The sequence below is a fragment of the Klebsiella sp. K5-306 genome (assembly GCF_051835185.1).
Lineage (GTDB): Bacteria > Pseudomonadota > Gammaproteobacteria > Enterobacterales > Enterobacteriaceae > Klebsiella > Klebsiella oxytoca.
On the sequence record NZ_JAIFJY010000008.1, the window covers coordinates 81,403 to 102,104 of the forward strand.

The 20,702-nt window shown below is 52.3% G+C and carries 23 protein-coding genes; 14 read left to right on the plus strand and 9 right to left on the minus strand.

The genetic code is table 11. The features are described 5' to 3' along the window. The first annotated feature begins 46 nt into the window (after positions 1 to 46). A complete protein-coding gene (locus tag K2184_RS14090) occupies positions 47 to 661 on the plus strand; it encodes a YczE/YyaS/YitT family protein (RefSeq protein WP_004099600.1) in 615 nt (204 codons plus the stop codon). Between the two features lie 92 nt (positions 662 to 753). After that, complete coding sequence (locus K2184_RS14095) at positions 754 to 1,107, plus strand: DUF1428 domain-containing protein (RefSeq protein ID WP_049129115.1); 354 nt, start codon at positions 754 to 756, stop codon at positions 1,105 to 1,107. A gap of 46 nt (positions 1,108 to 1,153) precedes the next feature. Here K2184_RS14095 and K2184_RS14100 read toward each other — a convergent pair whose 3' ends face one another. Then, entirely contained in the window at positions 1,154 to 2,002 is an 849-nt protein-coding gene (locus K2184_RS14100) for a nickel/cobalt efflux protein RcnA (protein WP_439237758.1), read from the minus strand. A 167-nt stretch (positions 2,003 to 2,169) separates the two neighbouring features. Here K2184_RS14100 and K2184_RS14105 point away from each other — a divergent pair, with 167 nt between their 5' ends. Next, on the plus strand, positions 2,170 to 2,442 hold the full coding sequence (locus K2184_RS14105; RefSeq protein WP_004099606.1) for a metal/formaldehyde-sensitive transcriptional repressor: 273 nt from the start codon (positions 2,170 to 2,172) through the stop codon (positions 2,440 to 2,442). A gap of 2 nt (positions 2,443 to 2,444) precedes the next feature. Here K2184_RS14105 and K2184_RS14110 read toward each other — a convergent pair whose 3' ends face one another. Together K2184_RS14110 and K2184_RS14115 are read right to left on the minus strand one after the other, a co-directional pair. After that, complete coding sequence (locus tag K2184_RS14110) at positions 2,445 to 4,031, minus strand: EAL domain-containing protein (protein WP_105889817.1); 1,587 nt, start codon at positions 4,029 to 4,031, stop codon at positions 2,445 to 2,447. Between the two features lie 249 nt (positions 4,032 to 4,280). After that, a complete protein-coding gene (locus K2184_RS14115) occupies positions 4,281 to 5,390 on the minus strand; it encodes an ABC transporter ATP-binding protein (RefSeq protein WP_023320456.1) in 1,110 nt (369 codons plus the stop codon). A gap of 353 nt (positions 5,391 to 5,743) precedes the next feature. Between K2184_RS14115 and K2184_RS14120 the strand changes: the two genes are divergently transcribed. The 6 genes from K2184_RS14120 to K2184_RS14145 all read left to right on the plus strand — a co-directional run bounded on the left by K2184_RS14120 (position 5,744) and on the right by K2184_RS14145 (position 12,876). Further along, positions 5,744 to 6,976, plus strand: a complete 1,233-nt coding sequence (locus tag K2184_RS14120) for a maltodextrin ABC transporter substrate-binding protein (protein ID WP_163524622.1) — start codon at positions 5,744 to 5,746, stop codon at positions 6,974 to 6,976. A 54-nt stretch (positions 6,977 to 7,030) separates the two neighbouring features. Then, positions 7,031 to 8,338, plus strand: a complete 1,308-nt coding sequence (locus K2184_RS14125; protein WP_004099614.1) for a carbohydrate ABC transporter permease — start codon at positions 7,031 to 7,033, stop codon at positions 8,336 to 8,338. Between the two features lie 10 nt (positions 8,339 to 8,348). Continuing rightward, positions 8,349 to 9,200 carry a sugar ABC transporter permease gene (locus tag K2184_RS14130; protein WP_024273851.1) on the plus strand — a complete coding sequence of 284 codons (852 nt, stop codon included), beginning with the start codon at positions 8,349 to 8,351 and terminating at the stop codon, positions 9,198 to 9,200. Positions 9,201 to 9,204: 4 nt separating this feature from the next. Then, positions 9,205 to 10,407 (plus strand): glycoside hydrolase family 53 protein, encoded by a 1,203-nt coding sequence (locus tag K2184_RS14135; RefSeq protein ID WP_163524624.1) that lies wholly within the window; start codon positions 9,205 to 9,207, stop codon positions 10,405 to 10,407. 31 nt (positions 10,408 to 10,438) lie between these two features. Then, positions 10,439 to 12,496: a beta-galactosidase gene (locus K2184_RS14140; protein WP_163524626.1), complete on the plus strand. Its 2,058-nt coding sequence runs from the start codon at positions 10,439 to 10,441 to the stop codon at positions 12,494 to 12,496. 65 nt (positions 12,497 to 12,561) lie between these two features. Further along, positions 12,562 to 12,876, plus strand: a complete 315-nt coding sequence (locus tag K2184_RS14145; RefSeq protein ID WP_016808697.1) for a glucose PTS transporter subunit EIIB — start codon at positions 12,562 to 12,564, stop codon at positions 12,874 to 12,876. A gap of 122 nt (positions 12,877 to 12,998) precedes the next feature. Here the strand turns inward: K2184_RS14145 and K2184_RS14150 are convergent, their stop codons facing one another. After that, positions 12,999 to 14,270 carry a maltoporin gene (locus tag K2184_RS14150; protein ID WP_004099631.1) on the minus strand — a complete coding sequence of 424 codons (1,272 nt, stop codon included), beginning with the start codon at positions 14,268 to 14,270 and terminating at the stop codon, positions 12,999 to 13,001. A 269-nt stretch (positions 14,271 to 14,539) separates the two neighbouring features. On the opposite strand from K2184_RS14150, the gene K2184_RS14155 reads away from it, so the two are divergent. The 3 genes from K2184_RS14155 to ykgO all read left to right on the plus strand — a co-directional run bounded on the left by K2184_RS14155 (position 14,540) and on the right by ykgO (position 16,128). After that, complete coding sequence (locus tag K2184_RS14155) at positions 14,540 to 15,613, plus strand: LacI family DNA-binding transcriptional regulator (protein WP_004099636.1); 1,074 nt, start codon at positions 14,540 to 14,542, stop codon at positions 15,611 to 15,613. A 111-nt stretch (positions 15,614 to 15,724) separates the two neighbouring features. Next, complete coding sequence (locus K2184_RS14160) at positions 15,725 to 15,988, plus strand: type B 50S ribosomal protein L31 (RefSeq protein WP_064396976.1); 264 nt, start codon at positions 15,725 to 15,727, stop codon at positions 15,986 to 15,988. Next, positions 15,988 to 16,128, plus strand: coding sequence for a type B 50S ribosomal protein L36 (ykgO, locus tag K2184_RS14165; RefSeq protein WP_003859006.1), 141 nt, complete (start codon positions 15,988 to 15,990; stop codon positions 16,126 to 16,128). Before K2184_RS14160 ends, ykgO begins: the two co-directional genes overlap by 1 nt. On the opposite strand, the gene K2184_RS14170 is transcribed toward ykgO, so the two are convergent. Further along, a complete protein-coding gene (locus K2184_RS14170) occupies positions 16,125 to 16,823 on the minus strand; it encodes a GNAT family N-acetyltransferase (RefSeq protein ID WP_004099639.1) in 699 nt (232 codons plus the stop codon). The two genes, ykgO and K2184_RS14170, sit on opposite strands and share 4 nt — an antisense overlap. Before the next feature lie 101 nt (positions 16,824 to 16,924). On the opposite strand from K2184_RS14170, the gene K2184_RS14175 reads away from it, so the two are divergent. Then, positions 16,925 to 18,379 (plus strand): PLP-dependent aminotransferase family protein, encoded by a 1,455-nt coding sequence (locus K2184_RS14175; protein WP_163524628.1) that lies wholly within the window; start codon positions 16,925 to 16,927, stop codon positions 18,377 to 18,379. Here K2184_RS14175 and K2184_RS14180 read toward each other — a convergent pair. Further along, on the minus strand, positions 18,354 to 18,824 hold the full coding sequence (locus K2184_RS14180; protein WP_004111038.1) for a YlaC family protein: 471 nt from the start codon (positions 18,822 to 18,824) through the stop codon (positions 18,354 to 18,356). The genes K2184_RS14175 and K2184_RS14180 overlap by 26 nt on opposite strands. Before the next feature lie 30 nt (positions 18,825 to 18,854). On the opposite strand from K2184_RS14180, the gene K2184_RS14185 reads away from it, so the two are divergent. Next, on the plus strand, positions 18,855 to 18,992 hold the full coding sequence (locus tag K2184_RS14185) for a hypothetical protein (RefSeq protein ID WP_224226357.1): 138 nt from the start codon (positions 18,855 to 18,857) through the stop codon (positions 18,990 to 18,992). On the opposite strand, the gene maa is transcribed toward K2184_RS14185, so the two are convergent. From maa to tomB, 3 genes are all read right to left on the minus strand, one after another. Then, on the minus strand, positions 18,961 to 19,527 hold the full coding sequence (maa, locus tag K2184_RS14190) for a maltose O-acetyltransferase (RefSeq protein ID WP_023320460.1): 567 nt from the start codon (positions 19,525 to 19,527) through the stop codon (positions 18,961 to 18,963). The two genes, K2184_RS14185 and maa, sit on opposite strands and share 32 nt — an antisense overlap. Before the next feature lie 160 nt (positions 19,528 to 19,687). Further along, a complete protein-coding gene (locus K2184_RS14195) occupies positions 19,688 to 19,906 on the minus strand; it encodes an HHA domain-containing protein (protein ID WP_004099646.1) in 219 nt (72 codons plus the stop codon). Between the two features lie 26 nt (positions 19,907 to 19,932). After that, the gene (gene tomB, locus K2184_RS14200) at positions 19,933 to 20,307 is read right to left on the minus strand and encodes an Hha toxicity modulator TomB (RefSeq protein WP_004099648.1); all 375 of its coding nucleotides are present in this window, start codon (positions 20,305 to 20,307) and stop codon (positions 19,933 to 19,935) included. Positions 20,308 to 20,702 lie beyond the last annotated feature (395 nt).

The window sequence follows — 20,702 nt, forward strand, 5'->3', positions numbered from 1 at the left end:
ATTTTTACTGATGATGAGGGGAATCGCAATTGTCCTGAGGTGGAAAATGGTACGTCGCTTGCTGCAACTTTATATTGGTCTGGTCCTGTACGGCGTGTCGACCGCGCTGTTTGTTCATGCCAATCTGGGGGCCGATCCGTGGGATGTTTTTCATCTGGGGATCGGCAACCAGTTCAATCTTGATTTCGGAACGGTGATGATTCTGACGGGCGCGGCGGTGCTGCTGCTGTGGATCCCGCTACGACAAATGCCGGGGCTGGGCACGGTAAGCAATGTGATTGTGCTGGGCCTGGCGGCAAACGCCACTCTGGCTATCCTGCCGCCGTTAGAATCGCTGGTGGCGCGTAGCCTGCTGTTGGCCGGGGCTATCGTACTGAATGCGCTGGCGACGGGAATGTATATTGGCGCAGGTTTCGGCCCCGGTCCGCGCGATGGGCTGATGACCGGACTGCATGCACGTACCGGATGGTCGCTGCGCGGCATTCGCACGGCGATTGAACTTTCCGTTCTGCTGATTGGCTGGATGATGGGCGGCAAATTTGGCGTGGGAACCGTACTCTATGCGATAACCATTGGGCCGTTGATTCAGCTCTGCCTGCCGTGGTTTCATCAGTCGGCTGCACGTAAGGCGCTGGCGAAACCGGGCGAGGCCATCTCCTGATATTAAGCTGCTATCCGCGCTGGAGACTAAACTTATCACTGCAGATACGGCCGGATTGTCCGGCGGTACTGTTCACTTCGGAGAGCATACTCATGAAGTACGTTGATGGTTTTGTTGTTGCCGTACCGGCGGAAAATAAGGAGGCATACCGCGCGATGGCGGCAAAGGCGCTGCCGCTATTTAAAGAGTTTGGCGCCCTACGCGTGGTCGAGTGCTGGGCGGATGATGTTCCGGATGGCAAGCTGACCGATTTTCGTCTGGCGGTAAAAGCTGAAGATAATGAAGAGGTGGTATTCAGCTGGATTGAATACCCCTCTAAAGAGGCGCGCGATGCCGCCAACGCTAAAATGATGGCTGACCCGCGGATGAAAGAGTTTGGCGAAAATATGCCATTTGATGGAAAACGAATGATATACGGCGGGTTTTCCCCGCTCCTCGATGAGTAATTCATCTTTGCCATCCCCATAGTCGGTGGGGATGGCGATAGAAGCCCTACAGATTACGCCAGCCGTGCAGCAGCATATAGCAACCCACCACAATAATCAGCGCACCGGAAATCCACGGTGCTTTCCGTGAGAGATCGTTTAGTCCCGGCCAGCGGTTGGCGACGTGCTTGAGGCTCAGGGCGGCAATTGCGCCTGAAGCCACTAAGGTGAGCGCCAGCCCAACGCTAAAACTCAGCACCAGCGTGGCTCCCAGCGAAACCTTTTTCAACTGGAGGCAAATAAGCAATACGGTAATTGACGCCGGGCAGGGGATTAGCCCGCCCGTCAGCCCAAACAAAACGATCTGTCCGGTGGTGACCCGCTGTCCGTTAAAGCGGCGGTTGATCTCCTCCGCATGCGCGCGCTGATGGGCGTCCTGCCACTCTGCGGTGGCCACCAGCGGATACGCGTGAGGATGGTGTTGATGCGGATGATGGTGTGCATGATGGTGGTCGTGGTCGTGGTCGTGGTTATGGTTATGGTTATGGTTATGGTCACGATCGCGTTGGTGTGTACGAGATTCGAGCCAGGTACGCCGCAGCATCCAGCAGGCAATCAGCACAATAAGGATCCCTGAGATCAGCTGAAACCAGGGTTCTGACGTTTGCGCATCCCAACCGCGGCCAAACCACAGGCCTGCCATCGCCACCAGCCAGACCACGGCCGTATGCGATACCGTCGCCGCTAGCCCCAGTAGTACAGCCTGCTTCAACGTTCCGCGCACTGCCACAATAAATGCCGCCATCATGGTTTTCGAGTGTCCGGGCTCCAGACCGTGCAGCGCGCCGAGCAGGATCGCGCTGGGAATGAATAGCCAGGCATTCCCCTGTTGCAGCAGTGAAGTGAAATCGTTCATAACGTGGTCCCTTGCCAAAAGTGATCTTATGCTACTCCCCCCTAGTATATAAATACTACCCCCTGGTAGAAAAATACTCCCGGGGAGTAGAGCATGGTATGCTGGCCTTGTTACATACGGGGGGTCGTTAATGGAAACGATCGAGTCATCAAAGAGTGGAGCGCGTAATGTCACATACTGTTCGTCACAAGAAGATGTTATTGACCCGACTGAAGAAAATTCAGGGGCAGAGCGCTGCGCTGGAAAAAATGCTCAACCGCGAGCATGAATGCGCAGAGGTTCTCCAGCAGCTGGCCGCCATTCGCGGTGCGGTAAACGGCATGATGATGCAGGTCATCCAGGGGCATTTAACGGATCATGTCGTCAAAGAGCCGGAAGAAGGCCAGCGTGAAGCTGACCTTGAAGTGGTCATGCAGGTGATTAAATCTTATCTGAAATAGGCTCAGTAGGTATTTTCCGCAGGCGGCGTTGAATACGCTTTCAGGTTGTTTTCAGCCCACAGGATAAATTTCTCCTTTGGCAGCGCTTTGCTATAAAGCCAACCCTGGGCGTACTGCACGCCGTGAACGCGCAGCCAGTCGCGCTGGCTTTCGGTTTCGACGCCTTCGGCGACGGTCGCCAGATTAAGCGCTTTCGCCATTTCAATAATATGCGGCGTCAGCGGTTTGTACTCCAGCGTATCGACAAACGATTTATCGATTTTCAGGGTGTCGACGTCCAGTTTTTGTAAATAGCTCAGGCTGGAGTAGCCGGTGCCGAAGTCATCAATTGATATACGGTGTCCGGCCTGACGATAGCCGGCGATGACGGGCAGAGTGGTTTGCGGGTCAACGAAGCCGCGCTCGGTAATTTCAAGGATGATCTGCTGAGCGCTGATACCCCAGTGCTGGAGCTGCTCCTGCAGGAGTATCGGCAGCGTTGGCGAACGCAAATCATCGACAGATAAATTGATCGAAATATGCACTTCCGGGCGCTGGCGCAGCCAGGTTCCGAGATCGGCGAAAATTTTCCGCACGATATCTTCGGTTAACCGGGTTATCAGCCGGGTCTGTTCGGCAAGCGGGATAAAAATATCCGGCGATAAATAACTACCGTCAGGCTGCCTCCAGCGGGCAAGTGCTTCCGCGCCGGCGATTTTGCCAGTCTGTAGCGAAATAATAGGCTGATAATAGACCTGTATAGCATTGGAGTTCAGCGCGTCCAGCATCCCGTAACGCGGAGAGCGCAGCCTTCGCAGCAGGCGAAGAAGCAGGAATGAGGCCAGCAGGCTGGTGCATAAACCAATCGGCAACCACAGCATTAGCTGTTGATGTAATTTTTGCTGTAGCGGTAATGTTGATGACCAGGCCGCGATCGCCAGCCCTAGTTCAGGGATGCGGCGGAGGCGATAAACGGTGCTATCAAGCGTCAAGGTTTCGACATCCAGACGCTTAATGTGCTCCCAGGCGGCGGCGTCGAGCGGTTTACTGCTGATGATAATTTGATCGCGCTTCGTGCCAAACAAGAGTGTGTGAATCTCTTCCTGGCCTGACGGAATCACATCAATAAATGAAACCGGATCGATCATCACCACATGATGTTCGCTGCCCATTGCCGTCATTTTATGCTGTAGCCCGAGATCGCTAACCGAGGTGAGCCAGGTACGATAGCCGTCGGCAGTAATATGGTCGGGAGCAGGAAACGTTACTGATACCCGATGATCTTCAAGAGAAGAGCATTGCGGAATACCTCCATGTAACCACAACACTTCCTGCACGTAGCGGTGGGTGTAGGCAATCCGCCGCATATTAAGCAGATGCTGCGGACTGCAGGTCGCGGCGGTATCGGCATCCGCTTCGTTCAGCGCCTCTCTTGCCTGATCGGCTACCTGCTGAACGCGAGCCAGTACCCGAACGGAAAAGTTGTCCAGTCCGGTATAAAACTGCGCTTTGGCCTGCTGCATTGCCAACCAAATACTCAGCGCCACCGGCAAAATAATGGCCAGTATCAGTACCCCTGTAACCAGGCTCACCTGATGCCGGGTCGTCATGAGCATTTCCTAAATTTATTAAGGGGTGCGATGAGTATACGCGAAAGATAAAAAGGACGATTAGGTAAACGGGATAAAAAGGCCCGAACCGCGAGAGAGCAGCGAATTCGGGCTAACAGTGGATGATCCGCGACGCCCGAAGCTGTAAACGGCGCGGAGAAAAACGAGGGCTGGTATGCTGGCAGCCAATAAGCATCGCCAGCACAGGTTCATATTCTAAAGCGCAATCATGACAGCCAGATGTTGCGTTTAGTGGGCATCCGGCGCGGCGATGTCGGTGCTAATCCGCAGGTCGTTTTCGTCGAACACCATGCAGTAGCGATCGTCGAAGGCAACGCTGATTTTCTGCCAGGGGCGAAAGTGAACGTCGCCTGGCAGCAGAATTTTGACGTTATCGTGGCCGTAGCACTGGCCAAATAGATAGGTATTATTACCCAGTCTCTCGACCACTTCACATTGAAACTCAACCACGGTACCGATATTCACATCGGTAGAGAGATGTTCAGGACGAATACCGAGGGTGACGGCAGCGCCGGGCTGCAGCGGTGAGGTGGTGATATTGAGCGTCAGATTATGATCTTGCGCCATCTTCACGCTAAGCTGGCCCGGCTGCCATGCGGTAACCGTCGCGGGAAGGAAGTTCATTTTCGGCGAACCGATAAATCCCGCGACGAATTTATTCACCGGGTTGTAATACAGCGACATCGGCGATCCCATCTGCTCAACTTTGCCGTAGTTCATCACCACGATTTTATCGGCGAGAGTCATCGCTTCAACCTGGTCATGAGTAACATAAACCATGGTCGTTTTGAGCTCGTGATGGAGTTTGGCGATATGCAGGCGCATCTCAACGCGCAGTTCGGCATCGAGGTTAGAAAGGGGTTCATCAAACATAAACACCCGTGGATTACGTACAATAGCGCGGCCGATGGCAACGCGCTGACGTTGACCGCCAGAAAGTTGCTTAGGCTTACGATCCAGCAGATGAGAGAGCTGCAGCGTTTTCGCCACCATTTCAACCTGACGGCGAATTTCATCTTTTGGTACTTTGTTCACTTTCAGGCCATAGCCCATATTTTCCGCCACCGTCATATGCGGATAGAGCGCATAGGACTGGAATACCATAGCGACGCCGCGATGGGCAGGAACGACATCATTCATCACCTCATCGCCAATTAGCACTTCACCTTCGCTGACCTCTTCAAGACCGGCAATCATCCTCAGTAGCGTCGATTTACCGCAGCCGGACGGGCCGACGAACACCGCAAATTCACCATCTTCAATATCAAGATTTACCTGATGCAGCGTCACCGTACTGCCGAACCGTTTGGTGACATTCCTCAGTCGTATATTGGACATCAACACTCCCCGGATTGTTAGCCATTTTTGCCGTTGGGATTTGGGCTGCGATGCGGAATTTGTATAACGTGTAACAATTCAGCCGAACGATGCTCAACGACACTAAAAACATGCAGCGACTATAACTTCCACGGTTTTAGCGCCATACAACGATGTTTCATTTCTGCAATGATGATCACACAACGAGTAGCTTCCAGTAGTTTTATCAGCCTTCAAAGCGTAGCGTATAACAAATCAAACATGACGGATGTTTTGTTTATGAACTGCCGTTAATCAACTTGCTAAGAGATTTGCTGAAGTCACATTACTTAATAAAAACCATTAAATTGTTATACCTTCACATGAGGTTGATAATGAAAAAGAACACTCTTGCTGCACTGATCCTTACCATTCTGGCTGCCGGGCAGCTAACGAGCCTGCAGGCGCACGCGGCCGGGCAGCTCAACGTTTGGGAAGACATCAAAAAATCCGCCGGCATCAAAGCCGCAGTCGGTGATTTTGAAAAGCAGTTCAACGTTAAGGTGAACGTGCAGGAGATGCCGTACGCCCAACAGCTGGAAAAGCTGCGTCTTGATGGTCCGGCGGGCATCGGCCCGGATGTCCTGGTGATCCCTAATGATCAGCTAGGCGGAGCGGTTGTCCAGGGATTGCTATCTCCATTGACTCTGGATCAGGAGAAGCAGGAGGCGTTTACGCCTGCGTCAATCAGCGCTTTCCATATGGATAACGTGCTTTACGGCGTACCTAAAGCGGTGGAAACCCTGGTACTGATTTACAACAAAGATCTGATCGACCAGCCGCTGGATAGCCTGCAGGCGTGGTTCGACTATTCGAAGAAGCAGCGCGAAGAGGGGAAATACGGTCTGCTGGCGAAGTTCGACCAGATTTATTACAGCTGGGGCGCTATCAGTCCAATGGGCGGCTATATCTTTGGCAAAAACGATAAAGGGGGCTTCAACCCGCAGGATGTCGGTCTCAACAAACCCGGCGCAGTGGAAGCAGTCACTTTCCTGAAAAAATTCTATACCGATAAGGTTTTCCCGGCAGGGATCCTCGGTGACAACGGGTTGAACGCCATCGATTCCCTGTTCACCGAGAAGAAAGCGGCGGCGGTGATTAACGGCCCGTGGGCTTTCCAGCCATACGAAGCGGCAGGCATTAATTATGGCGTTGCGCCTCTGCCGACGCTGCCGGACGGCAAACCGATGAGCTCCTTCCTCGGCGTGAAGGGCTACGTGGTTTCGACGTGGAGTAAAGATAAAGCGCTGGCGCAGCAGTTTATTGAGTTTATTAACCAGCCTCAGTATGTGAAAGCACGCTATGTGGCGACCGGCGAAATCCCGCCGCTGAAGGCAATGATTGACGATCCGCTGATTAAGAATGACGAGAAGGCCAGCGCGGTGGCGGTGCAGTCAGCACGGGCGACGGCAATGCCAGGAATACCGGAAATGGGGGAGGTATGGGGCCCGGCGAACGCAGCCCTGGAGCTGAGCCTGACCGGTAAACAGGAGCCGAAGGCGGCGCTGGATTACGCCGAGAAGCAGATCAAGATGCAGATCGAAGCCATGCAGGCCAGCAATCAGTAATCAGGTGAAGTAACAGAACGGGAGGAGGCCTCCCGTTTTCAGAAGGAGTCGTGTGTGATTATCAATCCCAGCGAAAATATTGCCGAAGCGCGTGGCGCAGGACGCCACGCGTGGTGCGGCCTGCTGCTGGCTATCGTGCCGGGTTTTGGTCAGTTTTATCACCGCCAGTGGTTGAAGGGGATTGTCTTCCTGGTGCTGCTGAGCAGTTTTATGAGCATTTTCTATGACTTTCTCAGCGAAGGCCTGTGGGGGTTATACACCTTAGGCGAAGAAGTCCCGCGGGATAACTCTATCTTCCTGCTGGCGGAAGGAATAATCAGCGTGCTGATTATCGCTTTTGGTTTGTTAGTCTATTTCCTCTCGCTGCGCGATGCCTGGATTAACGGTAAAAAGCGCGATGAGGGTATGGCGCTGAACAGCGTACGCAAGCAATATCAGATGCTGCTCAGCGACGGTTTTCCCTATTTGATGATTACGCCGGGCTTTATTCTGCTGGTGTTTGTGGTCATCTTCCCGATTCTGTTTGGCTTTGCGATCGCCTTTACTAACTACAACCTTTATCACACGCCGCCCGCGAAGCTGGTCGATTGGGTGGGGTTCAAAAACTTCATCAACATCTTTACATTATCCATCTGGCGCTCGACCTTTTTTGATGTCCTGCAGTGGACGGTGGTGTGGACGCTGCTGGCGACAACCCTGCAATGCACCGTTGGTGTGCTGCTGGCGATTCTGGTTAACCAGAAGGATTTGCGTTTCAAGCCAATGATCCGCACGATTTTTATTCTGCCGTGGGCGGTGCCGGGGTTTGTGACGATTCTGGTTTTTGCCGGGATGTTCAATGATTCATTCGGGGTCATTAACAACGCCATTTTGTCCTTCTTCGGCATCAGTCCGAAGGCCTGGCTGACCGACCCGTTCTGGACTAAGACGGCGCTGATCATGATGCAAACCTGGCTGGGCTTCCCGTTTGTTTTCGCCATGACCACCGGCGTACTGCAGGCGATTCCGGACGATCTCTATGAAGCGGCCACGATGGATGGCGCCAGCGCGTTTACCCGGCTGCGGACCATTACTCTGCCGCTGGTGCTGTACTCGATTGCGCCAATTATTATTACTCAGTACACCTTCAATTTTAATAACTTCAATATCATCTATCTGTTCAACAACGGCGGGCCTGCGGTGGCGGGGTCGAATGCCGGCGGTACGGATATTCTGGTGTCGTGGATCTACAAACTCACCATGTCGTCTTCGCAATACGCTATCGCGGCCACTATTACGATCCTGCTATCGATTTTCGTCGTCGGCCTGGCGTTGTGGCAGTTCCGCGCCACAAAATCCTTTAAAAATGACGATATGGCGTAAGGGAAGCAACATGGCTAAATCACCGAGTATTAAACGCGAAAAGTGGATTCGCCTGTCACTCACCTGGCTGGTGGTCATCTTTGTCTCGACGATCATTATTTACCCGCTGGTCTGGACGGTAGGGGCGTCGCTGAACGCCGGGAACAGTCTGCTGAGTACGTCGATTATTCCTGAAAACCTGTCGTTCCAGCATTACGCGGATTTGTTCAACGGCAATGTGAATTATCTCACCTGGTACTGGAACTCGATGAAAATCAGCTTCATGACCATGCTTCTGACCCTAGTCAGCGTGAGCTTCACCGCCTATGCGTTCTCCCGCTTTCGTTTCAAAGGGCGGCAGAACGGACTGATGCTGTTCCTGCTGTTGCAGATGATTCCGCAGTTCTCGGCGCTAATTGCGATCTTTGTCCTTTCTCAGCTGCTGGGGCTAATCAACAGTCATCTGGCGCTGGTACTGATCTACGTGGGCGGCATGATCCCGATGAATACCTGGCTCATGAAGGGGTATCTGGACGCGATCCCCAAAGATCTGGATGAATCCGCGCGGATGGATGGTGCCAGCAGCTTCCGTATCTTTTTCGAGATCATTATGCCGTTGTCGAAGCCTATTCTGGCGGTGGTGGCGCTGTTTTCATTTACCGGTCCGCTGGGGGATTTCATTCTCTCCAGCACCATATTGCGTACCCCGGATAAGTACACGCTGCCGATTGGCCTGTATAACCTGGTCGCACAGAAGATGGGCGCCAGCTACACCACCTACGCGGCGGGAGCGGTATTGATTGCCGTCCCGGTGGCGATTCTCTATCTGGCGCTACAAAAGTACTTTGTTTCCGGCCTCACCTCAGGCAGTACAAAAGGATAACCCCATGAAAAGATTAACACCCGCGTGGCTTGCTGTTTCTCTGGCATGCTGTTTTTCCGCCGGTACGCTGGCGGCAGATGCGCTGCAAACGCAGGCGTTTAGCAATATGCCCGCTGATTTTATTAAAGGCGCGGATATCTCTACGCTGCTGGATGCGGAAAAACACGGCGCGAAGTTCTTTAATCACAACAATCAGCAGCAGGATCCGATCGCGATCCTCAAGGCCGATGGCGTGAACTACGTTCGTCTGCGCCTGTGGGTGGATCCCAAAGATGCTAAAGGCCAGCGCTACGGCGGCGGCGATAACGATCTGGCGACGACGCTGGCGCTGGCGAAGCGGGCAAAAGCGCAGGGGATGAAGCTGCTGCTTGATTTCCACTACAGCGATTTCTGGACCGATCCGGGTAAGCAGTTCAAGCCGAAAGCCTGGGAGAAGCTGGACTATCCGCAGCTGAAAACCACGATCCACGATTATACCCGCGACACGATTGCCCGCTTTAAGCAGGAGGGCGTGCTGCCGGATATGGTGCAGATCGGCAACGAAATCAACGGCGGTATGCTGTGGCCGGAAGGTAAAAGCTGGGGGCAGGGCGGCGGCGAGTTCGATCGTCTTGCTGGGCTGCTGAATGCCGCCATCGATGGAGTGAAGGAAAATCTCACCGGCGGTGAGCAGGTTAAAATTATGCTTCATCTGGCCGAAGGCACGAAAAACGACACCTTCCGCTGGTGGTTTGATGAAATCAGCAAGCGTAACGTCCCTTACGACATCATTGGTTTGTCGATGTATACCTACTGGAATGGCCCGATTAGCGCGCTGAAAGCCAATATGGACGATATCAGTCAACGCTATAACAAAGACGTGATAGTGGTGGAGGCCGCTTACGCTTATACCCTGGATAACTGCGACAATGCCGAAAATAGCTTCCAGGCGAAAGAAGAAAAAGATGGTGGTTACCCCGCCACCGTCCAGGGACAATATAATTATATTCACGACTTAATGCAGGCCGTTGCCGATGTTCCGCAGCATCGCGGTAAAGGTATTTTTTATTGGGAGCCGACGTGGATTGCCGTTCCGGGAAATACCTGGGCGACGCCTGCCGGAATGAAATATATCCACGATGAGTGGAAAGAGGGAAATGCCCGGGAAAATCAGGCGCTGTTTGATTGCCAGGGAAAAGCATTGCCGTCGATGAAGGTATTTAATTAATTATTCAGTTTTACACTTCAGGATGTTTATTATGAAAAAATTTGCGCCTTTGAGTCCGAAGGCTAATACGCTATTGCATGGCGCCGACTATAACCCGGAGCAATGGGAGAATTATCCGGATATTATCGACAAAGATATTGCCATGATGCAGCAGGCAAAATGCAATGTGATGTCGGTAGGGATATTCAGCTGGGCGAAGCTTGAACCTCAGGAGGGCGTATTTGAGTTTGGCTGGTTGGACAGTATTCTGGAAAAACTGTATACCGCCGGAATTCATGTCTTTCTTGCTACGCCAAGCGGCGCGCGCCCGGCGTGGATGTCGCAGAAATATCCTCAGGTGCTGCGCGTTGGTCGCGATCGGGTGCCTGCCCTGCACGGCGGACGGCATAACCACTGTATGTCGTCGCCGGTCTATCGTGAGAAAACCCTGAAGATTAATACCCTGCTGGCGGAACGTTACGCGCAGCATCCGGCGGTGCTGGGCTGGCATATCTCCAACGAATACGGCGGGGAGTGTCACTGTAGCCTGTGTCAGGAGCGTTTCCGCGACTGGCTGAAAGCGCGCTATGAAACGCTGGATAATCTCAATCACGCCTGGTGGAGTACCTTCTGGAGCCACACCTATAGCGACTGGTCGCAGATCGAATCTCCGGCGCCGCAGGGAGAAGTCTCAATTCATGGTCTCAACCTTGACTGGCATCGCTTTAATACCGCCCAGGTGACCGACTTCTGCCGCCATGAGATTGCTCCGCTGAAAGCGGCGAATGCCGAACTGCCGGTGACCACCAACTTCATGGAGTATTTCTACGATTACGACTACTGGCAGCTGGCGCAGACGCTGGACTTTATCTCGTGGGACAGCTACCCCATGTGGCATCGCGATAGAGATGAAACCACGCTGGCCTGCTACACCGCGATGTATCACGACATGATGCGCAGCCTGAAGGGCGGTAAGCCGTTTGTATTAATGGAATCCACTCCCAGTGCGACCAACTGGCAGCCAACCAGTAAGCTTAAGAAGCCGGGAATGCATATTCTCTCCTCTTTGCAGGCGGTGGCGCACGGTGCGGATTCGGTGCAGTATTTTCAGTGGCGTAAAAGCCGCGGTTCGGTGGAGAAGTTCCATGGCGCGATTATCGATCATGTCGGTCATCTGGATACGCGCGTGGGCCGTGAAGTGACGAAGCTCGGCGAGATGTTAAGCCAGCTGCCTGGCGTCGTGGGCTGCCGGACGGATGCGAAAGTGGCGATTATCTTCGATCAGCAAAATCGCTGGGCGCTGGATGATGCTCAGGGGCCGCGTAATCTCGGCATGGAGTATGAAAATACCGTCAACGAACATTACCGTCCGTTCTGGGAGCAGGGGATTGCGGTTGATGTTATCGATGCTGACGTTGACCTGAGTCCTTATCAACTGGTCATTGCGCCAATGCTGTATATGGTTCGTGAGGGATTTGCCGAACGCGCCGAAGCGTTTGTGGCTAACGGCGGTCATTTAGTTACAACATACTGGACAGGGATAGTGAACGAGTCCGACCTCTGCCATCTCGGCGGTTTCCCGGGCCCGCTGCGTAAACTGCTGGGCATTTGGGCGGAAGAAATTGACTGCCTGAACGACGGCGAACGCAACCTGGTACAGGGGCTGGCGGGTAATGAAGCTGGCTTGCAGGGGCCGTACCAGGTACGCCATTTGTGTGAACTGATTCATGCTGAAAGCGCGCAACCGCTGGCTACCTATCGCGATGATTTTTATGCAGGAAGACCGGCGGTCACCGTCAATCACTTTGGTAATGGCAAGGCATGGCACGTTGCATCGCGCAACGATCTGGCCTTCCAGCGGGACTTCTTCTGCAGCCTGATGAAAGAACTCTCTCTGCCGCGCGCGGTTGAGGCTGATTTCCCGCCGGGCGTAGTGGCGACCGCACGCACGGACGGTGAAACCGCCTACGTTTTCCTGCAAAACTACAGCGCGCAGCAGCATAGCGTGGTTTTGCCGCAAGGCTATCTGGACTGCCTCACCGGTACGGCGCTGAATACGCCGCTGGTCTTAAATGCATGGGATTGCCGTATCCTCAGTCGTCGCGCGTAATTTTTCTCTCCCCGCGCCTGCTCCTGCGAGCAGGCGTTTTTTTATCTGCTAATCAGGAGTCTGGTATGGTGAGTTTAAAATCCTTTCTGAATTACTTCTCGCAGCCTCGTGCGGCGGTACCTTTAAGTCATGCGGAGCAACAACAGATTGATTATTTAATTCAGGCGTTTGGTGGTGAAGGGAATATTATTAACGTTGACGCCTGCATTACCCGCTTACGCGTCACGGTCAATAATCTATCGTTAGTTGATTCTCAGGCCTTACAGCAGCAGGGAGCGCTTGGGGTTATTATCCTGGGGCAGCAGGTGCATGCTATTTTCGGTAAGCAGTCGGATGCTTTACGGCAATTACTTGATGAGCACTTTGCCAGCCGGAAATAAAATAAAACGGGATAACGCAATAATGAGTTATCCCGAAAATATAACAGGCATTCAATGGCAATAATCATTACCGGAGGGTAATTAATAACTTTACAGTTGGCGATAAAACAGTTAAACGGCTATTACCACCAGGCTTCGACCTGTACACCAAAGTTCCACGTATTATTGGCGGTCCGATCTTCGAACGGCTTACCATTTTCAGAATCATTCAGGTATGAAGCGAAAATTCGTAGTTCCGGGCGCGACATAAAGTCAGGTCCATCGGCCAGGCCCAGCGCAATGGTGTATTTCTCACCGGCTTGTTTGTAATCGGTATTATTTTTGTAGCTATCCTTTTGGTAGAAGCCGCCCACTTCGCCAATCAGGCGTACATATTCGGTGAACTGATACTGCCCGCGCGCCACCAGCGACAGCATGCGTGTTTTATCCGTGTAATCGGTGATGTTATCCGCGGAGCCCCAGGTCAGGACGTGGTTAATAGAGAACTTTTCAGTAATCGGAATTAAACCGGTATTGATAACGCGGTAGCCGGTGGCGTCATTGACGTAGTTCCACATGTCATACCAGCCGCCCCCCTGGGACACCATGTTCTGCGCCAGTCCTTTGTTTGCGTATTGCAGAACCGTTTTGTTGTAACCGCCCAGCATATCCTGGCTGATTTCACCGGTTAGCATGACGCCGTTTTCAGCATCATAGAGTCCGCCGTAGGTATCCTGCTTTTTAGTGGTATTCGGCATCGCGTAGTCGATACCAAATTCGGTCCAGGATCCGGCCCACGGCTTCCAGCCCGCATAGCGCAAATCAAGATAGTTAATATTGACGTTGCTGTCGCCATCGACGCGGTAGTCGACGTCATTGGCATCCCCGCGGATCCAGGCAAATGAAACGGCGCCCGGACCGAGCGTATAGTTTTCGATCCCGGCGCCGGATCCGGAAATATTCCAGTATTTCGTATCGATAATGTGCAGATCGTGGCGCTGATAGTAGCGTTTGCCGCCCCAGATGACTGCATTTGGATCGCCGGGGATCAGACCTTTAATTTGCAGGTTTAGCTGCCGCAGGCCGAACTGCGCATCGTCATCAAGCGTGGTTTCATTATCGTTTGAGCCGTCAGATACCATGCTGACCATACTATCGAGGTAGAAGCTAACATCATTCTTCTTGTAGACCTCCGATCCCAGCTCCAGCTCGCCGTAGGTATCAGATTCGTTACCCAGACGGCCAATTTTATTTTTTTGCCATTCGGCCTGGCTACCGTCGCCGGAGACCCCAACCCCGGCGCGCATATAGCCATGAAAGTCGATACCCGGGAGGGTTGCGGAAGCAGCAAACACGGATGGTGAAATCAGCGCAGCGGCCAACGCAACGGAAAGTGTGCGCAGCGTAGTGTTCATGTCTATCCTCTTATTTTTTTGTGTTACGTTCACATAACCGATGTCATAAAATGCCTAAACCTGAAAACAGGCAATTGAATGATCGCCATAGTGTGATTAACTGCAAATAAAAAGGCGTGTTTTGTTACGCAAAGTGAGTCCATTCACAATTTGTAGTATTGTGAGCGTAATACTTTTTATGGCTATGGTTGGAGGAGGAATACGGCAATGAGCGTTTTTTCACATTGCCCCTGTTACAATTCAGGGATAACAACACAAGGAACCGGACCATGAAGTCTAAAAGCGCGACCTTAGAAGACGTTGCACGCCATGCGGGCGTCTCCTATCAGACCGTGTCCAGGGTACTGAACAAATCTGCTAATGTATCCAAAGCCACGCGCAGTAAGGTGGAGAAATCCATTGAGGAGCTGCGCTATGTCCCGAACCGCCTGGCGCAACAGCTGGTAGGTAAGCAAAGTCGTACCGTGGGCCTGGTCACTATTTCCCTTGCATTGCATGCCCCATCCCAGGTGGCTGCGGCGGTAAAACGTTATGCGAACGTGGAAGGTTATCAGGTGCTCATCTCCATGATTGATGAGAGCGTCAACCAAAGTATCCAGGACTCTATTAATGAACTGAAGTCTCAACTGGTGGATAAGGTCATCATCAACGTGCCGCTGGAGACTGAACAGGCCCAAAAAATAGCCGCTGATAACGATGACATCGTCTGTCTTTTTTTAGATGTCGATCCCTATAGCTCGGTGTTTAACGTTTCGTTTAATCCGGCGGACGGTACACGGGCCAGCGTCAAGTATCTCTATGAGATGGGCCATCGGGAAATCGCGTTGCTGGCCGGCCCTGAAAGTTCGGTATCGGCCAAACTGCGTCTGAAAAGCTGGATAGAAACCCTGGAGGGTTACGGGCTGGAGCCGGTAACGGTGATTCGCGGCAACTGGGACGCGCAAAGCGGCTACGCTGGCGCGCTGCAAATGCTGCGGGAGACGCCAAACTTTACCGCCGTTTTGGTAGGTAACGATCAGATGGCATTGGGCGTACTGAGCGCATTTCACCAGCACCAGGTACCGATTCCGGGAGAAAAGTCGGTTATTGGTTATGATGACACTTATGAGAGTTCGTTCTTCTACCCGGCGCTAACCACGGTTTCGCTGGATCTTGATCTGCAAGGGAAGGAGGCCGTTCGGCGCATTCTTGACAGCGGCGATAACGAAACATCACATACGTCTTCTATCCTTCCGGCTCGTCTGGTTGTACGCCATTCTACCGGGCCAAAAACGGAGCCTGGCAAAAATCTGCAGTCTATTGCTGAGCAGCTCCGGGCTCTGGCGCATCAGCTAAGTCCTTAATCTGCAAAGGGCGCTCTCGCCGCCCTTTCATCCTTCTCATTCTCAGGGTTGATCTTTGTCTTTACACGGTGTACGGTATTGTTATGTTATAACATAATGATTGAGGTCGCTATGAAACCCAATATTCATCCGCATTATCGTACGGTGGTTTTTCACGATACCAGCGCCAACGAATACTTTAAGGTCGGTTCTACTATCAGAACCGAGCGTGAGATCGAACTGGAGGGCGAGACGTACCCCTACGTGACGCTTGATGTATCGTCCAAATCGCATCCGTATTACACCGGTAAGCAGAAGGCCTTCAACAACGAAGGTAGTACCGCGCGTTTCCGTCAGCGCTTTGGCGGCTTTATTGATGCGAAGAGGGGCAAATAATGCAGGTGCTAAACTCATTGCGTAGCGCGAAACAACGCCACCCGGATTGCCAGATCGTGAAGCGCAAGGGGCGGCTATACGTGATTTGCAAAAGCAATCCCCGCTTTAAAGCCGTGCAGGGACGCAAGAAAAGACGTTAACGAAAGCTCCCCAGCGTACGTAACTGCTGGCCGTCGGCGCTGAAGTTGTCGGCGGCCAGCCATTGCTGCATTGCCCTGTCTATCTGTGGCCACTCGGAATCAATAATGGAAAACCAGTCGGTATCGCGGTTGTGGCCCTTTATCACCAGCGCCTGACGAAATTGCCCCTCATACTGAAATCCCAACCGCAGCGCCGCCCGGCGTGACGGTTCGTTGAGACTGTTACATTTCCACTCGTAGCGCCGATAGCCGAGCGTATCAAAGACGTAATCCATCAGCAGCCAGTGGGCCTCGGTGGCCATTGCGGTCCGGCTCAGTAAAGGCGAGAAGTGAACGTGGCCGACTTCAACAACGCCGTTGTTAGCGTCAATTCTCATCAGCGCCAGTGAGCCCACGGGCTGGTCTGTTTGCTTATCGATCACCGCGAAGTGAATGGGGTCGTTCTGCCCGGAAACGCTCTCAATCCATGCGCGGTACTCCTCTACGCTGCTGTCCGGTTCACGCAGCAGCCATGTCCAGCTTCGGGTATCCGGGGCTAAGCGGTGGGCGTCAAACAGCGCGCCGGCATGCGTGGAGCGCAAAGGCTCTAGCCGACAAAAGCGGCCCTGCAGGTTCACCCTTTCAGGATGTGGACAGGGCTGCCAGTCGGGCAGGGCGGTGCCAACGGGCTGATCGTATTGATTAAGATGGCTCATCAGGATTTCCTTCTATGGACGAATGCTGTGAGATTAAGCCCTTATTGGTTCCATAAAAAGGGCCATCAGGGTATGTTCTCGTAGTACCACGAGGAGCCAAAATGAATATTCCTGATGATGCTTTTTTTACTCTGTTGGAGCAGGCGCTGTGCGACAGAGGGCGTGAAACCCTGCAGCGCACGCTCTATCTCCGTCTGCGAGCGGCCATTTTGCAAGGTACGCTGGCGGGCGGTAGCCGCCTGCCAGGTTCACGGGCTATGGCGCAGCGTCTGAAGCTATCGCGCAATACCGTCAACGGCGCGCTGGAGCAGCTGGCGATGGAGGGGTATCTGCTGCGTAGCCGCCAGGGGACATACGCCGCGCTTTTGAAGTCGCAGGGAGAAGAGGAAATTGCGGCGCGCGTGATTGTGCTCCCCGAGTATCTTCAGGGATTACCCGCCGCCACGCGCCGAGATTCGCCCACGCTGCTCTTTACACCGGGAATGCCTGCGGTTAACTACTTTCCTCTTGCTATCTGGCGTCGACTCCTTGACCGGGTATTGCGCGAGGAGGGAAGCGCATTGCTGGGCTACGGCGATGCGCAGGGGGAACTTGTATTGCGCAAAGCGATTGCCCGTCATCTGGCGCTCTCCCGGGGCATTCGCTGCGAAGCCGGGCAAATTGTGATTACGGAAGGAGCGCTGGAAGCCGTTGATTTATGTACGCATCTGCTGAGCGTTGCCGGGGAGACGGCATGGGTGGAAGAACCCGGCTATTTAGGGGCAAAAAGCATGTTTCTTAAAGCCGGGCTTCACATCAAGGGGATACCCGTCGATCGAGAGGGTATGCGGTTCGATACCGATGATGATAGCGCAGCACCGCGATTAATCTTTACTTCACCGTCCCATCAATACCCCTGCGGTTCGGTGATGAGCGCCGGGCGGCGACTGGCTTTACTGGAATATGCCCGCCGTCATGATGCCTGGCTTATCGAGGATGATTACGATAGTGAATTTCGTTATAGCGGCGAACCGATTCCCGCCATGCTGGGAATGGTCAGGCAGGCGCCGGTAGTTTATCTGGGGACATTCAGCAAAACGCTTTTTCCCGCGCTGCGTATTGGCTTTATGGTGATGCCGGAGGGGTTGGCGGATGCCGCAAGAGGCGCGATTGGTTCACTGTTACGGGGCGGTCATCGTGCTGAACAGCGGGCGCTGGCGCTGTTTATCGAAGAGGGGCACTACGCGCGTCATCTTGCCGCTATGCGCCGCTTGTATCGCAAACGCCAGCAGCAGCTGCGGGAAACGCTGGCGGCAGAGCTTACTCACCCTTATGAAATATCAGGCGGCGAGGGGGGGTTACACCTGACTGTCGTCGTCGAAGACGTTGATGATGAAGCTATTGTGCAGCAGGCCCGGCGGTTTCAGCTCGCGCCCGGCGCATTAAGCCGTTTTTATCTGAATGAAAAAAAGGCGAGAAGCGGCTTTGTTCTGGGCTACGGTAATACGTCCGCATCACGCTTTCCTTCTGCGATACGGACGCTGGATCGCCTTATTGCGCAGCACCGATGCGGGTAAGGGAAAAGACATCGTAAAATGAGAGTTCGCCTTTGGTGGCGATCATTTTTTGCAGCTGAGCTTTCTGCTCGCCATCGACGCGCGGCGACTGCAGGATTCGGTCGATGAGCTGACCGGGAACAAATCGAGTGTTGTACCACTCCCCGTTATAACAAACGCGGAAGTCCAGAACATCAATGTCTTCATAGCGATAGCGCGGGTAAACGTCAAAGAAAAAGAAGCCGTTCAGCAGAACAAATAGTACGATTAATAGCCAGACCGAATCTACCAGCGTTTCAGAACGCAGCATCACGATGAGTGTTGCCAGGAAAGCCGCATACATCGCGACAAAAAGCCATGGATGGTTGCGAATAAAGCTTATGCTAAAGCGCGGACGGTTATCGCGCTTCTCTTGCACATTAAGCTCATCAATGGTGCTTTTCAGCAGCCGCTGTATTTCTGTCATTTTATTCCCCAAATTCTGCCATGAGCCCCTATGCAGACGCGGCGAACAGATGCGCGTTGGGCTCAGCCTGAAGGCTATTTTATGTTGCGTAAATCCGTGGGAAAAGTAACAGATTGGTTGCGGAAAAGCATAACAGTTACCGTTTTTCGCTCTCCAGCATTTTTATGATTTGGGCCGGGTTTCCGCCGACGACGGCGTTGGCTGGCACATTTTTCACCACTACGGAACCGGAAGCCACGATGGCATTGTCGCCGATAGTCACGCCAGGATTAATTACGGCCCGGCCGCCAATCCACACATTGTGGCCAATAGTGACGGGTTTTCCGTACTCTTTACCGCTATTTCGTTCAACAGGGTCAAGGGGATGCGTTGCGGTATAAATATGCACACCCGGCGCCAGCATGCAGTTTTCGCCAATATGTATCGGACACACATCCAGCATCACGCAATCAAAATTGGCGTAGAAATTTTTCCCGAGGAAGATATTGTAGCCGTAATCGCAGCGAAAAGTGGGTTCGATATAAGCGTCGCCTGCGTGGCCTAGCAGTTCCGTCAGTAATGCTTTTCTTAATTCACGCTCTTCAGGCGCTGAATGATTGTAACGATGCAACAGTTGTCTGGCCAGTAGACGGTCGGCCTTTAGCTCAGCGTCACCTGACACATACAGCTCACCGGCAATCATTTTTTGTTTTTCTTCACTCATGGAGGCTTCCCTTATTTCCTCATTGTAGGCCGCCACAGTATAAAAAAGAAACCGGTTTCATATAGGTACAGAAACAGCTTCTGTGACCGGTGTCGCATTTATTAGCAGCATGAGGGAAGGGCGTTTTCGACACAAGAGTTTGGGCTTTCATTTGAAATAATTAGCGGATGAATTTCCAGACCGATGGCGGGATCTTGTCATACAATTTATTCATCGTCAGTTCAGCAAGACGATGATCGGCTGCTGAGTAAAATACCGCCAGTTCATTATCAGAAAGTTCATATTTATTTTTTTCAATTACGCGCTCCAGCGTATCAATTGTCTGACAACGTCGTAAGCGCATCAAATAGTCTATTTTGGTTAATGTTTTATCAGACATAAATTCACCTTTTGATTGTAATAATATTAACAAGAAAGACTGGCCGGGTTTTCCCGACTGGCGTTCACAAAGCAGCGGAATAACCTGTTGCCTGATTTACGCCATTTCTGCAGATCTGCAGTGTTAATGCCGTAGTTGCTGAACAACACGAAAGTGTCATCCAGATATTCGTCAAGCTGAGTCACCAGCTTATTATCCTCAGCATACTTAATTTTATAATTAAGTGCGAACGCGGCAATGTGCTCGATCAATTCATTAAGCTGAAGATTGACAGCAGAGGTTGGGTCATTAACCCAGCCATGGTTGCTCTCTTCCAGGTTTGCAAGACAGTCATGATACAGGGTTTCGCAGAGAAATTTAAGCTGCGCAATATCATGTCTTTTTGGCGAGTATTCGTCCATAACGCATCCCCCTTTTTAGTGGTTTAACGACGACTATCGACACCGTTGTGGGATGAACACGACTAACAGACCTGACACATACATTGTAATCTTGCTCTTTAACTATAATCCACTCTTAAAAAGATTTCATCGTGCTATTACGAAAAATTACAATTAACGCGGTCAATTTATCTTAAATGCCTCGGTCTTTATTATATCGTGCCTTTAACTACAACGGAAAAATCGAAGACTGACCTTATATATCATCGGGTTAGCCCGTGCGTTTAGCTGATACGTTGATACAACCATACATAATGTCAGTGATTGAGAATATTCTTAGTGTGGAGTTGAGGGAGTAAAGTCAGTGAAAAAAGGTCATAGATAAGCAGCGGTAATCATCATTAAATATTATATCT